Origin of the sequence: Pseudomonas sp. 31 R 17 (genome assembly GCF_900004915.1) — a bacterium.
Taxonomy (GTDB): Bacteria; Pseudomonadota; Gammaproteobacteria; order Pseudomonadales; family Pseudomonadaceae; genus Aquipseudomonas; species Aquipseudomonas orientalis_A.
Genome location: NZ_CVTN01000064.1, coordinates 45,653 through 60,571, shown reverse-complemented (window position 1 = coordinate 60,571; position 14,919 = coordinate 45,653). Strand labels below are relative to the sequence as shown.

Sequence of the window (14,919 nt, the reverse complement as noted above, 5' to 3'; positions counted from 1 at the left end):
TGGCTGCCCACATGGACGAAAGTCCGGCGCCCTTGTATGCCCGCGTCAAACAGATGATCAGCCAGCAGATCCTCAACGGCAACTGGCCGCCCCATTACCGCGTGCCGTCGGAGAGCGAGCTGGTCAGCCAACTGGGCTTCAGCCGCATGACCATCAACCGCGCGTTGCGTGAGCTGACGGCCGAAGGGTTGCTGGTGCGCATGCAGGGTGTGGGGACGTTCGTCGCCGAGCCCAAGAGTCAGTCGGCGCTGTTTGAAGTGCACAACATTGCCGATGAGATCGCCTCCCGCGGCCATCGCCATACGTGCCAGGTCATTACCCTGGGCGAGGAAGCGGCCGGTTCCGAACGTGCCGTCGCCCTGGAAATGCGCGAAGGCGGGCGGGTGTTTCACTCGTTGATCGTGCATTTCGAAAACGACATTCCGGTGCAGATCGAAGACCGTTTCGTCAACGCGCTGGTCGCCCCGGAATACTTGCAGCAGGATTTCACCCAGCAAACGCCCTACGCCTACCTCAACCAGGTCGCTCCGCTGACCGAAGGCGAGCACGTGGTTGAAGCGATCCTCGCCGATGCCGCCGAATGCAAGCTGCTGCAGATCGAAGCGGGCGAGCCCTGCCTGCTGATTCGCCGGCGCACCTGGTCCGGCCGCCAGCCGGTCACGGCCGCGCGCCTGATTCACCCCGGTTCCCGTCACAGCCTCGAAGGACGCTTCAGTAAATGAGTTCAGTCAACGTCTGGCGCGCCGCCGACTATGTGCGCATGCCGTGGAAGAACGGCGGCGGCAGTACCGAAGAAATCACCCGCGACGCGGGCACCGGCCTTGAGGGTTTCGGCTGGCGCCTGTCGATTGCCGATATTGCCGAGTCGGGCGGGTTTTCCACCTTCGCCGGTTACCAGCGCGTGATTACGGTGATCAAGGGCGCGGGCATGGTGTTGACCGTCGACGGTGAGGAGCAGCGCGGTTTGTTACCGCTGCAGCCGTTCGCCTTCGCCGGCGACAGCCAGGTGTCGTGCCGCTTGATCACCGGGCCGATCCGCGATTTCAACCTGATCTACTCGCCTGAGCGTTACCAGGCGCGCTTGCAGTGGGTGGATGGCGTGCAACGCTTTTTCAGCACGGCCCGGACGGTGCTGGTGTTCAGCGTTGCCGATGAGGTGAAGGTGCTGGGCGAGAAACTCGGCCATCACGATTGCCTGCAAGTGGACGGTAACACCGGCTTGCTGGATATCTCGGTCAGTGGTCGCTGCTGCATCATCGAACTGACACAGCGCGGTTAAAACATGTGGGAGGGGGCTTGCCCCCGATAGCGGTGTATCAGCCAAAGATCTGGTGGCTGACACTCTGCAATCGGGGGCAAGCCCCCTCCCACATTTGTTTCTGCGGCGTTTCCAACCTGTGCACCAATTTGTTACCGAATGCCCCAGCGTGACGCAAAGCCATGCTGTCGTGACTACCTTTCCCCCGTCGTAAATTCCTCTGTAAGAAATTTCATCAAGCCTGGAAGCCTTAATTTCCATGGCTCCCGCGCGCTGTGCAAAAAAATCCAAGCCCCTCTCGCGGAAAGTTGGCCGCTCGATTGCATATGCTTGTACATACAAGTAAAGGTGTGTGCGTAAGACTCTTCTTCGCACCGTCCAAGTCCGCGCATCGATCGCCGAGGAGTCCAGTTGTGACCGATTTTTCGAAAGCAAGGCCTACAAAATACCGTGACGTCGAAATCCGCGCCGCCCGCGGTAACACGCTCACCGCCAAAAGCTGGCTGACCGAAGCGCCGCTGCGCATGTTGATGAACAACCTCGACCCGCAAGTGGCCGAGAACCCCAAGGAACTGGTGGTATACGGCGGTATTGGTCGTGCGGCGCGCAACTGGGAATGCTACGACCAGATCGTCGAGAGCCTCACCCACCTCAATGACGACGAAACCCTGCTGGTGCAATCGGGCAAGCCGGTCGGCGTGTTCAAGACCCACAGCAACGCCCCGCGCGTATTGATCGCCAACTCCAACCTGGTGCCGCACTGGGCCAGTTGGGAACACTTCAACGAACTGGATGCCAAGGGCCTGGCCATGTACGGCCAGATGACCGCCGGCAGCTGGATCTATATCGGCAGCCAGGGCATCGTCCAGGGCACCTACGAAACCTTCGTCGAAGCCGGTCGCCAGCATTACGATTCGAATCTCAAGGGCCGCTGGGTGCTCACCGCAGGTCTGGGCGGCATGGGTGGCGCGCAACCGCTGGCCGCGACCCTGGCCGGTGCCTGCTCGTTGAACATCGAGTGCCAGCAGGTCAGCATCGATTTCCGCTTGAACAGCCGCTATGTCGACGAGCAAGCCACTGACCTCGACGACGCCCTGGCGCGCATCGCCAAGTACACCCAGGAAGGCAAAGCCATCTCCATCGCCCTGCTGGGCAACGCCGCCGAAATTTTGCCTGAGCTGGTCAAGCGTGGCGTGCGCCCGGACATGGTCACCGACCAGACCAGCGCCCACGACCCGCTCAACGGCTACCTGCCGGCCGGCTGGACCTGGGACGAGTACCGCGCCCGCGCCAAGACCGAACCCGCCGCCGTGATCAAGGCCGCCAAGCAGTCGATGGCCGTGCACGTCAAAGCCATGCTGGAGTTCCAGAAGCAGGGCATCCCGACGTTCGACTACGGCAACAACATCCGTCAGATGGCCCAGGAAGAAGGCGTGGAAAATGCCTTCGACTTCCCGGGTTTCGTACCGGCCTACATCCGCCCGCTGTTCTGCCGTGGCATCGGCCCGTTCCGTTGGGCGGCGCTGTCCGGTGACCCGCAGGACATCTACAAGACCGACGCCAAAGTCAAAGAACTGATCCCGGACGACGCCCACCTGCACAACTGGCTGGACATGGCCCGCGAACGCATCAGCTTCCAGGGTTTGCCGGCACGTATCTGCTGGGTTGGCCTGGGCCAGCGCGCCAAGCTCGGCCTGGCCTTCAACGAAATGGTGCGCAGCGGCGAATTGTCGGCACCGGTGGTGATCGGCCGTGACCATCTCGACTCCGGCTCGGTCGCGAGCCCGAACCGCGAAACCGAATCCATGCAGGATGGCTCCGACGCCGTGTCCGACTGGCCGCTGCTCAACGCCTTGCTCAACACCGCCAGCGGCGCGACCTGGGTTTCGTTGCACCACGGTGGCGGCGTCGGCATGGGCTTCTCGCAGCACTCGGGCATGGTGATCGTGTGTGACGGCACCGACGAAGCGGCCGAACGCATTGCGCGCGTACTGCATAACGACCCGGCGACCGGGGTGATGCGTCACGCGGATGCGGGTTACCAGATCGCGATCGATTGCGCCAGGGAACAGGGCCTGAATCTGCCGATGATCAACGGCTGACGCACTCACTGTAGGAGCGAGCTTGCTCGCGAAGGTATTCCAGGCATATCGCTGCGTTGAATGTACGTTTTTCGCGAGCAAGCTCGCTCCCACAGAAAAGCATCGAACAATCCATCAGAGGTTGAACAGCATGGCTGCGAACGACACTACCCCGTTGATCGAAAGGCGTTCGATCGACTACATCCCGGAAGCGGAAAGACATGGTCGTCTACTGAGCCAGTTCACCCTGTGGATGGGGGCCAACCTGCAAATCACCGCGATTGTCACCGGGGCCCTGGCCGTGGTGCTGGGCGGTGATGTGTTCTGGTCGTTGATCGGTCTTTTGATCGGTCAACTGATCGGCGGCGGCGTCATGGCATTGCATGCGGCGCAAGGGCCCAAGCTTGGCCTGCCGCAGATGATCTCCAGCCGGGTGCAGTTCGGCGTGTATGGCGCGGCCATCCCGATCGTGCTGGTGTGCCTGATGTACCTGGGTTTCACCGCCACCGGCACCGTGTTGTCCGGGCAGGCGCTGGGCCAGTTGTTCGGGGTCAGCGACAGCGTGGGCATCCTGATCTTTGCCAGTGTCATCGTGCTGGTCACGGTGCTCGGTTACCGGGTGATCCATTTCATCGGGCGTGTTGCCAGCGTCATCGGCGTGATTGCCTTTGTCTACCTGTTCAGTCGCCTGATGAGCCAGACCGATGTTGGCGCGCTCCTGCAGATCCGTCACTTCAGCTGGAGCAGTTTTCTGCTGGCGGTGTCGCTCGCGGCCTCCTGGCAGATCGCCTTCGGCCCCTACGTGGCGGACTATTCGCGTTACCTGCCGAGCAAGACGTCATCGGTGAAAACCTTCTTCGCCGCGGGTGCGGGCTCGGTGATTGGCGCACAGGTGGCGATGGTGCTCGGTGTGTTTGCCGCCGCCATGTCCAACGGCCAATTCGCCGGGCATGAAGTGGCCTACATCGTTGGCTTGAGCGGGACGGGGGCCACTGCGGCGTTGCTGTACTTCAGCATCGCGTTCGGCAAGGTCACCATCTCCACGCTCAACTCCTACGGCAGCTTCATGTGCATTGCGACCATCATCAGCGGTTTTCGTGGCCGCCTTGAGGTCACCCGTCTGCAGCGCCTGGTGTTCGTGCTCGTCATCGTCGGTGCGGCAACCCTGATCGCATTGCTCGGCCAGCACTCGTTCCTCGGTGCGTTCAAGTCGTTCATCCTGTTCCTGCTGGCGTTCTTCACGCCCTGGAGCGCGATCAACCTGGTGGATTACTACTGCATCACCGGCGAGCGCTACGACGTGCCGGCCTTGTCCGACCCGAACGGTCGCTACGGTCGCTGGAACCTGTTGGGGATCAGCGTCTATGTGTTCGGCGTGCTGGTGCAGTTGCCGTTCATCTCAACCAAGTTCTACACGGGGCCCCTGGTGGCTGCGCTGGGGGACGTGGATATTTCCTGGATCATCGGCCTGGTACTGCCTGCTGCCGTGTATTACGTGTGTGCGAAAAAATGGCACGGCACGGTGCCCGATCATCTGATCCTGCCGAAAGAGCAGGGCGCTTTACTCACAACAGACGGGCTGCCTGCGCAAGCCTGATGGGACGTGGACAAGGCAGGACGCCTTTTGACTGCCGTAATCCATTTCATGATTGGGAGCGTCACATAATGAAAATGCATAAGACCCTGCTGACCACGTTGCTGTCTGCGGGCTTGCTGGCAAGCGCCGGCGCCCAGGCGGCCGGCTGGTGCGAATCCGGCAAGCCGGTGAAATTCGCCGGGCTGAACTGGGAAAGCGGCATGTTGCTCACCGACATCCTGCAAACCGTGCTGGAGAAAGGCTACGACTGCAAAACCGACAGCCTGCCGGGCAACTCCATCACCATGGAAAACGCCCTGAGCAGTAATGACATCCAGGTGTTTGCCGAGGAGTGGGTGGGCCGCAGCGAAGTCTGGAACAAGGCCGAGAAGGCCGGCAAGGTCGTCGGCGTCGGCGCGCCGGTGGTTGGCGCGGTTGAAGGCTGGTACGTGCCGCGCTATGTGATCGAAGGTGACGCCAAGCGCAAGCTGGAAGCCAAGGCGCCTGACCTGAAAAACATCGCTGACCTGGCCAAGTACGCCGCCGTGTTCAAGGACCAGGAAGAACCGTCCAAGGGCCGCTTCTACAACTGCCCGGCCGGCTGGACCTGTGAACTGGACAACAGCGAAATGCTCAAGAGCTACGGCCTGGAAAGCACCTACACCAACTTCCGCCCCGGCACCGGCCCGGCGCTGGACGCGGCGGTACTGTCGAGCTACAAGCGCGGCGAGCCGATCCTGTTCTACTACTGGTCGCCGACGCCGCTGATGGGCCAGGTGGACCTGGTCAAGCTGGAAGAAAAGCCCGGCGTGGATAAAAGCGTGAGCATCAAGGTCGGCCTGTCCAAGACCTTCCACGAACAAGCGCCGGAACTGGTGGCCGTGCTGGAAAAGGTCAACCTGCCCATCGACCTGCTGAACCAGAACCTGGGCCGCATGGCCAAGGAACGGATCGAGTCGCCGAAGCTGGCGAAAATTTTCCTCAAGGAACATCCTGAAGTCTGGCACGCCTGGGTGAGCGAAGACGCCGCCAGGAAAATCGACGCGGCCTTGTAGGTAAAGCGTGTCCGGCTACCCTGAGAGGCAGCCGGACGCCTGGCCTCAACCCACTGGATCGAGAGCACGCTATGTTTCCCGAGAGTTTTACGTTTTCCATCGCCGACTGGGTCAACGGTTGGGTGGACTCGCTGGTCACCAACTACGGCGATGTGTTCCGGCACATCTCCGACACCCTGCTGTGGGCCATCGTCAATCTGGAAGGGCTGCTGCGCGCGGCGCCCTGGTGGCTGATGCTGGCCATCGTCGGCGTGATCGCCTGGCATGCCACCCGCAAGGTGGTGACCACGGCCGTGATCGTCGGTTTGTTGTTCCTCGTCGGCGCGGTCGGCCTGTGGGACAAACTGATGCAGACCCTGGCGCTGATGATGGTCGCCACGGTGATCTCGGTGCTGATCGGCATTCCCCTGGGCATCCTTTCCGCGCGCAGCAATCGCTTGCGCTCGGTGCTTATGCCGTTGCTCGACATCATGCAAACCATGCCCAGCTTCGTGTACCTGATCCCGGTGCTGATGCTGTTTGGCCTGGGCAAGGTGCCGGCGATTTTCGCCACGGTCATTTACGCCGCGCCGCCGCTGATCCGCCTGACCGACTTGGGCATTCGCCAGGTCGATGGCGAAGTCATGGAAGCCATCAACGCTTTCGGTGCCAACCGCTGGCAGCAATTGTTCGGCGTGCAACTGCCGCTGGCGCTGCCGAGCATCATGGCGGGCATCAACCAGACCACCATGATGGCGTTGTCGATGGTGGTGATCGCCTCGATGATCGGCGCGCGCGGCCTGGGTGAAGACGTCCTCGTCGGCATCCAGACCCTCAACGTCGGGCGTGGCCTGGAGGCCGGTCTGGCGATCGTGATTCTTGCAGTGGTCATCGACCGCATTACCCAGGCCTATGGTCGTCCACGGCATGAGGCGAGCAAATGACTACCGTCAGCAAAATCGAAGTCAAAAACGTCTTCAAGATCTTCGGCAACCGCTCCAGGGAAGCGCTGGCGCTGATTGGCCAGGGCAAGACCAAGGATCAGGTATTGGCCGAGACCGGCTGCGTGGTCGGTGTGAACGACCTGTCCCTGAGCATCGCTACCGGTGAAATCTTTGTGATCATGGGCCTGTCCGGCTCCGGCAAGTCCACCCTGGTGCGTCACTTCAACCGCCTGATCGACCCCACCAGCGGCGCGATCCTGGTGGATGGCGAAGACATCCTGCAACTGGACATGGAAGCCCTGCGTCAATTCCGTCGCCACAAGATCAGCATGGTGTTCCAGAGCTTCGGCCTGTTGCCCCACAAAAGCGTGCTCGACAACGTCGCCTATGGCCTGAAAGTGCGTGGCGAAACCAAGCAGGTCTGCGCCGAACGCGCCCTGCACTGGATCGAAACCGTGGGCCTCAAAGGCTATGAAAACAAATACCCGCACCAGCTCTCCGGCGGCATGCGTCAACGTGTGGGCCTGGCCCGCGCACTGGCGGCCGACACCGACATCATCCTGATGGACGAAGCCTTCAGCGCCCTCGACCCGCTGATCCGCGCCGAGATGCAGGACCAGTTGCTCGAGCTGCAAAAGACCCTGCACAAGACCATCGTATTTATTACCCATGACCTCGACGAGGCCGTGCGCATCGGCAATCGCATTGCGATCCTCAAGGACGGCAAGCTGATCCAGGTCGGCACGCCGCGCGAGATCCTGCACTCGCCGGCGGATGAGTATGTGGATCGCTTTGTTCAGCGGCGGGCGGCGGTGGTCTGATCCGGGCTTTGTGGTGAGGCTGCTGGCCTCATCGGGGGCAAGCCCCCTCCCACAGGGGAATGCATTTCAAAGGTGGGAGGGGGCTTGCCCCCGATAGGGCCGGTAAGGCTGCACAAGAATTGAAGAAGGTACGAAGATGCCCCAGGCAACAACAATCATCATCGCCGACACCCCCCTGCGCTGGCAGGACGTCGCCGCCGTCGCCCGCCACGGCGCAGTGCTCGAACTCTCGAGCCAGGCCTGGGCAAGGATCGACAATGCCCAGGCCGTCGTGCAGTGCATCGTCGCCAGCGGCGAACGCGCGTATGGCGTGAACACCGGCCTGGGCGCGCTGTGCAACGTGTCGCTCGAGGGCGAGCAACTGCGCCAGTTGTCGCGCAACACCTTGCTCAGCCACGCCTGCGGCGTCGGCCCTGTCTTGAGCGACGAGCAGACCCGCGCGATCATCTGCGCCGCCATCATCAACTACAGCCACGGCAAATCCGGCCTGCATCGGCAAGTGGTGCAGGCGCTGCTGGCGCTGCTCAACCACGGCATCACGCCCCAAGTACCGTCCCAGGGCTCGGTGGGCTACCTGACCCACATGGCCCATGTCGGCGTGGCGCTGCTCGGCGTCGGCAACGTCAGCTATCGCGGCCAGGTTGTGACCGCACAAGACGCCTTGGCCGCTGAAGGTTTGCAGCCCGTCGTCCTGGGCGCCAAGGACGGCCTGTGCCTGGTTAACGGCACGCCGTGCATGACCGGCCTGAGCTGCCTGGCCCTGGCCGATGCGCATCACTTGCTGCAATGGGCCGACGTGATCGGCGCCATGAGTTTCGAAGCCCAGCGCGGCCAGATCGATGCCTTCGACGCAGAAATCATTGCCCTCAAGCCCCATGCGGGCATGCAGGAAGTCGGGCGTAACCTGCGCGCCTTGCTCGACGGCAGCGAAGTGATCGCCGCCAGCCGGGGCATCCGTACCCAGGACGCCCTGAGCATCCGCTCGATCCCGCAGATCCACGGCGCGGCGCGCGATCAGGTGGCGCACGCCACGCGCCAGATCGAGACCGAACTCAACAGCGCCACCGACAACCCGCTGGTGCTCGGCACGCCGGACAACTACCGCGTGGTGTCCCAGGCCAACCCCCACGGCCAATCCGTGGCGCTGGCGGCGGACATGCTGGCGATTGCCATGGCCGAAATCGGCTCGGTGGCCGAACGCCGCCTGGACCGCCTGATCAACCCGCACGTCAGCGGCCTGCCGGCGTTCCTGGTGAGCAATCCCGGGGTCAACTCCGGAATGATGATCGTGCAGTACGTTGCCGCGTCGTTGTGCGGGCAGAACCGCCAATTGGCGCAACCGGCGGTGCTCGACAACTTCGTCACCTCGGGCCTGCAGGAAGACCACTTGAGCATGGGCACCAATGCGGCGCTCAAGCTGCATCAGGTATTGCTCAACGTTACCCAGATTCTGGCCATCGAATACCTGCTGGCGGCCCAGGCGTTCGAGTTTCTCAAGGGCCAGCGCTTCGGCGCCGGCACCGACCGCGCCTGGCGCCTGCTGCGCGAAGTGGTTCCGGCTTACGAGCAGGACCGCTGGCTGGCGCCGGATATTGCTGCGGCCGCCGACCTGATCAAAGACACCGCCTTACCGAATTTGTATTGAATGCCTAGAAGAACAATTCACAAGGAGAATGAATGTGACTGCGCTAACCCTGATTCCAGGCCAACTGAGCCTTGCCCAACTGCGGGCCATCTACCAGCAGCCGGTAACCCTCAGCCTGGATGACAGCGCCACGGCGCAGATCGAAGCCAGTGTTGCCTGCGTCGAGCAGATTCTCGCCGAGAACCGCACCGCCTATGGCATCAACACCGGTTTCGGCCTGCTGGCCTCTACCCGCATTGCCAGCGAAGACCTGGAAAACCTCCAGCTTTCCCTGGTGCTGTCCCATGCCGCCGGGGTGGGTGAGCCGATCAGCGATGCGCTGGTGCGGCTGGTCATGGTGCTCAAGGTCAACAGCCTGAGCCGTGGGTTCTCCGGGATTCGTCGGCAGGTGATCGACGCGCTGATCGCGCTGATCAACGCCGAGGTGTACCCGCACATTCCACTTAAAGGTTCGGTCGGTGCATCCGGTGACTTGGCGCCGTTGGCCCATATGTCCCTGGTGCTGCTCGGCGAAGGCAAGGCGCGCTACAAGGGCGAATGGCTGGAGGCGACCGACGCGCTGAAAGTCGCCGGCCTGACGCCGCTGACCCTCGCCGCCAAAGAAGGCCTGGCCCTGCTCAACGGCACCCAGGTGTCCACCGCCTATGCCTTGCGCGGTCTGTTTGAAGGCGAAGACCTGTTCGCCGGTGCTCTCGCGTGCGGTGGCCTTACCGTGGAAGCGGTACTCGGCTCACGCTCGCCGTTCGACGCGCGGATTCATGCCGCGCGCGGCCAACGTGGGCAGATTGACGCCGCTGCGGCCTATCGCGACCTGCTCGGTGAAAGCAGCCAGGTGTCCCAGTCCCACCAGAACTGCGACAAGGTGCAAGACCCTTATTCCCTGCGCTGCCAGCCGCAGGTCATGGGCGCCTGCCTGACCCAGTTCCGCCAGGCCGCCGAGGTGCTGGTGGTGGAGGCCAACGCCGTGTCGGACAACCCGCTGGTGTTCGCAGCCGAAGGCGATGTGATTTCCGGCGGTAACTTCCACGCCGAGCCGGTGGCCATGGCAGCCGACAACATGGCGCTGGCGATTGCCGAAATCGGCTCGCTCAGTGAGCGCCGTATCTCGTTGATGATGGACAAGCACATGTCGCAACTGCCGCCGTTCCTGGTGGGCAATGGCGGGGTCAACTCCGGCTTCATGATCGCCCAGGTCACCGCTGCGGCGCTCGCCAGCGAGAACAAGGCACTGGCCCATCCCCATAGCGTCGACAGCCTGCCGACCTCGGCCAACCAGGAAGACCACGTGTCCATGGCCCCGGCTGCGGGCAAGCGTCTGTGGGAAATGGCCGAGAACACCCGTGGCATTCTCGCCGTGGAATGGCTCGCCGCCTGCCAGGGCCTCGACCTGCGCGACGGCTTGAAAACCTCGCCCGCGCTTGAAAAGGCCCGTGGCCTGTTGCGTGACAAAGTGGCGTTCTACGACAAGGACCGCTTCTTCGCCCCGGACATCATCGCCGCCAGCGAACTGCTTGCCAGCCGCTGCCTGAATGAGCTGGTGCCGGCCAAGCTGCTGCCAAGTCTCTAACACGTCGCCGCCCCCCACTGTAGGAGCGAGCTTGCTCGCGAAAATCGCCAACGATGACGCGGGAAACCTGACACCCCTGGGCGTTCTCAGGTTTTTCGCGAGCAAGCTCGCTCCTACAGGTGAGGTCGTTTTTTCTCGCGATAAAAATAACCAGGGACGAGAAATGCACCCGCCAGAAAAAGGTTTGAAACGCGGGCTCAACGCTCGAATCGGCTTTGTCTCATCGATAACTTAGGGAGGCGTTAATGAAAACCCTTTGGCAACACTGCCACGTCGCAACCATGGCCCAGGGCAAATACTCGATTATCGAGGATGCCGCCATGGTGACTGCGGGCTCGCTGATCGAGTGGATCGGCCCGCGCAACCAGGCGCCAACGGCGGATTACGCCCAGGTGCATGACCTGCAAGGCGCATGGGTCACGCCTGGACTGATCGACTGCCACACCCACACCGTGTTCGGTGGCAACCGCAGCGGCGAATTCGAGCAGCGCCTTGAAGGCGTCAGCTACGCCGACATCGCGGCCCGGGGCGGGGGTATTGCCAGTACCGTGCGGGCCACCCGTGCAGCGACGGAAGATGAATTGTTTGCCAGTGCCGAAAAGCGCCTGCGCAGTCTTTTGCGCGACGGCGTGACCACGGTGGAGATCAAGTCCGGCTACGGCCTGGACCTGGCCAACGAACGCAAGATGCTGCGCGTGGCGCGGCGCCTGGGTGAAGCGCTGCCGGTGAGCGTACGCGCCACCTGCCTGGCGGCTCATGCGCTGCCGCCGGAGTACAAGGACCGCGCCGATGACTACATCGAGCACATCTGCAATGAGATGCTGCCGGCCCTGGCGGCAGAAGGGCTGGTGGATGCGGTGGATGCGTTCTGTGAATACCTGGCGTTCTCCACCGAGCAGGTCGAGCGCGTGTTTAAGGTCGCCCGGCAACTGGGCTTGCCGGTGAAGCTGCATGCCGAGCAACTCTCGTCGCTGCACGGTTCCAGCCTGGCCGCGCGTTACCAGGCGTTGTCGGCGGACCACCTGGAGTTCATGACCGAGGAAGATGCCATCGCCATGGCCGCTGCCGGCACCGTCGCCGTGTTGCTGCCAGGTGCCTTCTACTTCCTGCGCGAAACCCAATTGCCGCCGATGGACGCCCTGCGCAAACACGGTGTGAAGATTGCCATCGCCAGCGACCTCAACCCCGGCACTTCGCCGGCCCTGTCGGTGCGCCTGATGTTGAACATGGCCTGCACCTTGTTCCGCATGACCCCGGAAGAAGCCCTGGCCGGCGCCACGCAACACGCGGCTACTGCCTTGGGCATGGGCGACACCCATGGTTCGCTGGAAGTGGGCAAGGTCGCGGATTTTGTCGCCTGGCAGATCGATCGCCCTGCCGACCTGGCCTATTGGCTGGGTGGCGAGCTGGATAAACGCGTTGTGCGCCATGGCGTCGACGTCACTGTTTGAGGAGCATCGTTGTGGATAAGGTTCTGACATTCAAACAAGGCCGCGTACCGCTGCTGATCAGCATGCCCCACGCCGGCCTGCGCCTGACGCCTGCGGTCGAGGCCGGGTTGATCCCCGAGGCGCAAAGCCTGCCGGACACCGATTGGCATATTCCCTTGTTGTATGACTTTGCCGAAGAACTGGGCGCCAGCACCCTGGCGGCCGAGTATTCGCGGTTCGTCATCGACCTGAACCGGCCATCCGATAACAAGCCGCTCTATGCGGGCGCCACCACCGGCCTGTACCCGGAGACGCTGTTCGATGGCGTGCCGCTGTTCCGTGAAGGGCAGACACCGTCCGAGGCCGAGCGCGCCACCTACCTGCAGAAAATCTGGGGCCCGTATCACCGCACGCTGCAAGAAGAACTGGCGCGCCTCAAGGCCGAATTCGGCTACGCGCTGCTGTTCGACGCGCACTCGATCCGCTCGGTGATCCCGCACCTGTTCGAGGGCAAATTGCCGGACTTCAACCTCGGCACCTTCAATGGCGCCGCCTGCGATCCCGAACTGGCCGGCCAGCTGGAAGCCATCTGCGCCCGGCATCCTCAGTACACCCACGTGCTGAACGGGCGTTTCAAGGGCGGTCACATTACCCGCCACTACGGTGATCCGGCGCAGGATATTCATGCGGTGCAGTTGGAGTTGTGCCAGAGCACGTATATGGAAGAGGTTGAGCCGTTCCGCTATCGCCCCGATTTGGCCGAGCCGACCCAGGTGGTGTTGAAACAATTGCTGCAAGCCTTGCTGGCATGGGGGCAGACGCACTATCGATAAAGGCTGACGCGGGTCCAGGCGCTCAAGGACATGCTCATTGCACAATTCGGGTTTATGATGCTGGACGGCAGAATAATAGACGTCCCCCCAGGGATGAACCCGACACCCTACGGAGCGCGCAATGCAGACTTGGTACCCGCAGATCAAACCCTATGCCCGGCACGATCTGGCAGTCGATGATGTTCACACCCTGTACGTCGATGAAAGCGGCTCCCCCGAGGGCCTGCCTGTGGTGTTCATCCATGGCGGCCCCGGCTCCGGTTGCGACGCGCAGAGCCGCTGCTACTTCGATCCGAACCTGTACCGCATCGTCACCTTCGACCAGCGCGGTTGCGGACGCTCCACCCCCCGCGCGAGCCTTGAAAACAACACCACCTGGGACCTGGTCGCCGACCTTGAGCGCATCCGCGAGCACCTGGGTATCGACAAATGGGTGCTGTTCGGTGGCTCCTGGGGTTCGACGCTGTCCCTGGCCTACGCGCAAACCCACCCCGAGCGTGTGCATGGCTTGATCGTACGCGGCATTTTCCTGGCGCGTCCTCAGGACATTCACTGGTTCTACCAGGAGGGCGCGAGCCGGCTGTTCCCGGATTACTGGCAGGACTACCTGGCACCGATCCCGGTGGAAGAGCGTCACGACATGATCGCGGCGTATCACAAGCGTCTGACCGGCAACGACCAGATCGCCCAGATGCACGCGGCCAAGGCCTGGTCCGGCTGGGAAGGGCGCATGCTGGGCCTGTGTCCGAGCCCGCAGCATGTCGAGCGCTTCTCCGAGCCGCAGCGCGCCTTGTCCATCGCCCGCATCGAATGCCATTACTTCACCAATAACTCGTTCCTGGAGCCTGACCAGCTGATTCGCGATATGCACAAGATCGCCCATCTGCCCGGGGTCATCATCCACGGCCGCTACGACATGATTTGCCCGCTGGATAACGCCTGGGCGCTGCACCAGGCCTGGCCGAACAGTGAATTGCAGGTGATCCGCGAGGCGGGGCATGCGGCGTCCGAGCCTGGCATTACCGATGCGCTGGTCCGCGCAACCGGCGAAATGGCACGACGCCTGCTTGATTTACCGCCTGAGGAAGCATGAAGGGCTTGTTGCAACGGGTGCGAGGCGCCCGTGTCGAGGTGGCCGGCGAAATAGTCGGGGCGATTGACCAGGGTTTACTGGTGCTGGTGGCCGTCGAACCTTCAGATACGCCTGAAAGCGCCGACAAACTGCTGCACAAACTGCTTAACTATCGGGTGTTCAGCGACGATGAGGGCAAGATGAACCTGTCGTTGAAGGATGTCGACGGCGGGCTGTTGCTTGTATCGCAGTTCACCCTGGCGGCGGATACTAAAAGCGGGCTGCGGCCGAGCTTCTCCACGGCAGCCCCGCCGGCCCTCGGAGCGGCGCTTTTTGATCACTTGTTGTTACAAGCGCAACAATTGCATGGCAAGGTGGCATCAGGGCGTTTTGGCGCAGATATGCAGGTGCATTTGGTCAATGATGGCCCTGTGACCTTTCTCTTACAGACCTGAATGTATGAAAAACGACTTTAATGCCTAAAAACGCAGGGTTTCGCTACAAATACTTCGTTGTCCCTGATGCGTTGTCTCGCGGGCTGCTAGATAATCGCGCGCTACGGGGATCAGCGTTGTTTGGTCCATTTTTGACTTAGGTAGAGACTTGTCCGGCAAACCAGTGGGGAATCATTTTGCCCCTGCGGAGTCGGAACAATGCT

General features: G+C 62.3%; 13 protein-coding genes. All 13 read left to right on the top strand.

Features of this window, described 5'->3' with window-relative positions:
• Positions 1-11: 11 nt before the first annotated feature.
• Positions 12-722 (top strand): histidine utilization repressor, encoded by a 711-nt coding sequence (gene hutC, locus BFP89_RS12130; RefSeq protein WP_170827588.1) that lies wholly within the window; start codon positions 12-14, stop codon positions 720-722.
• Positions 719-1,279 carry a HutD/Ves family protein gene (locus BFP89_RS12125; protein ID WP_065885740.1) on the top strand — a complete coding sequence of 187 codons (561 nt, stop codon included), beginning with the start codon at positions 719-721 and terminating at the stop codon, positions 1,277-1,279. The genes hutC and BFP89_RS12125 overlap by 4 nt, the downstream gene beginning before the upstream one ends.
• A 392-nt stretch (positions 1,280-1,671) precedes the next feature.
• Complete coding sequence (hutU, locus tag BFP89_RS12120) at positions 1,672-3,360, top strand: urocanate hydratase (RefSeq protein WP_065885739.1); 1,689 nt, start codon at positions 1,672-1,674, stop codon at positions 3,358-3,360.
• Between the two features lie 130 nt (positions 3,361-3,490).
• Positions 3,491-4,936, top strand: coding sequence for a purine-cytosine permease family protein (locus BFP89_RS12115; RefSeq protein WP_065885738.1), 1,446 nt, complete (start codon positions 3,491-3,493; stop codon positions 4,934-4,936).
• A 68-nt stretch (positions 4,937-5,004) separates the two neighbouring features.
• Positions 5,005-5,970, top strand: coding sequence for an ABC transporter substrate-binding protein (locus BFP89_RS12110; RefSeq protein ID WP_065885737.1), 966 nt, complete (start codon positions 5,005-5,007; stop codon positions 5,968-5,970).
• 71 nt (positions 5,971-6,041) lie between these two features.
• Positions 6,042-6,893: an ABC transporter permease gene (locus tag BFP89_RS12105; protein WP_065885736.1), complete on the top strand. Its 852-nt coding sequence runs from the start codon at positions 6,042-6,044 to the stop codon at positions 6,891-6,893.
• A complete protein-coding gene (locus BFP89_RS12100) occupies positions 6,890-7,714 on the top strand; it encodes a quaternary amine ABC transporter ATP-binding protein (protein ID WP_065885735.1) in 825 nt (274 codons plus the stop codon). The genes BFP89_RS12105 and BFP89_RS12100 overlap by 4 nt, the downstream gene beginning before the upstream one ends.
• Positions 7,715-7,850: 136 nt before the next feature.
• The gene (hutH, locus tag BFP89_RS12095; RefSeq protein WP_065885734.1) at positions 7,851-9,359 is read left to right on the top strand and encodes a histidine ammonia-lyase; all 1,509 of its coding nucleotides are present in this window, start codon (positions 7,851-7,853) and stop codon (positions 9,357-9,359) included.
• A 28-nt stretch (positions 9,360-9,387) separates the two neighbouring features.
• Positions 9,388-10,926 (top strand): histidine ammonia-lyase, encoded by a 1,539-nt coding sequence (gene hutH, locus BFP89_RS12090; protein ID WP_141689082.1) that lies wholly within the window; start codon positions 9,388-9,390, stop codon positions 10,924-10,926.
• A 245-nt stretch (positions 10,927-11,171) separates the two neighbouring features.
• Entirely contained in the window at positions 11,172-12,377 is a 1,206-nt protein-coding gene (gene hutI / locus BFP89_RS12085; RefSeq protein WP_065885733.1) for an imidazolonepropionase, read from the top strand.
• 11 nt (positions 12,378-12,388) lie between these two features.
• Positions 12,389-13,189, top strand: coding sequence for an N-formylglutamate deformylase (hutG, locus tag BFP89_RS12080; protein ID WP_065885732.1), 801 nt, complete (start codon positions 12,389-12,391; stop codon positions 13,187-13,189).
• Positions 13,190-13,310: 121 nt separating this feature from the next.
• The gene (gene pip / locus BFP89_RS12075) at positions 13,311-14,282 is read left to right on the top strand and encodes a prolyl aminopeptidase (protein ID WP_065885731.1); all 972 of its coding nucleotides are present in this window, start codon (positions 13,311-13,313) and stop codon (positions 14,280-14,282) included.
• Positions 14,279-14,716: a D-aminoacyl-tRNA deacylase gene (dtd, locus tag BFP89_RS12070; RefSeq protein WP_065885730.1), complete on the top strand. Its 438-nt coding sequence runs from the start codon at positions 14,279-14,281 to the stop codon at positions 14,714-14,716. Before pip ends, dtd begins: the two co-directional genes overlap by 4 nt.
• Positions 14,717-14,919 lie beyond the last annotated feature (203 nt).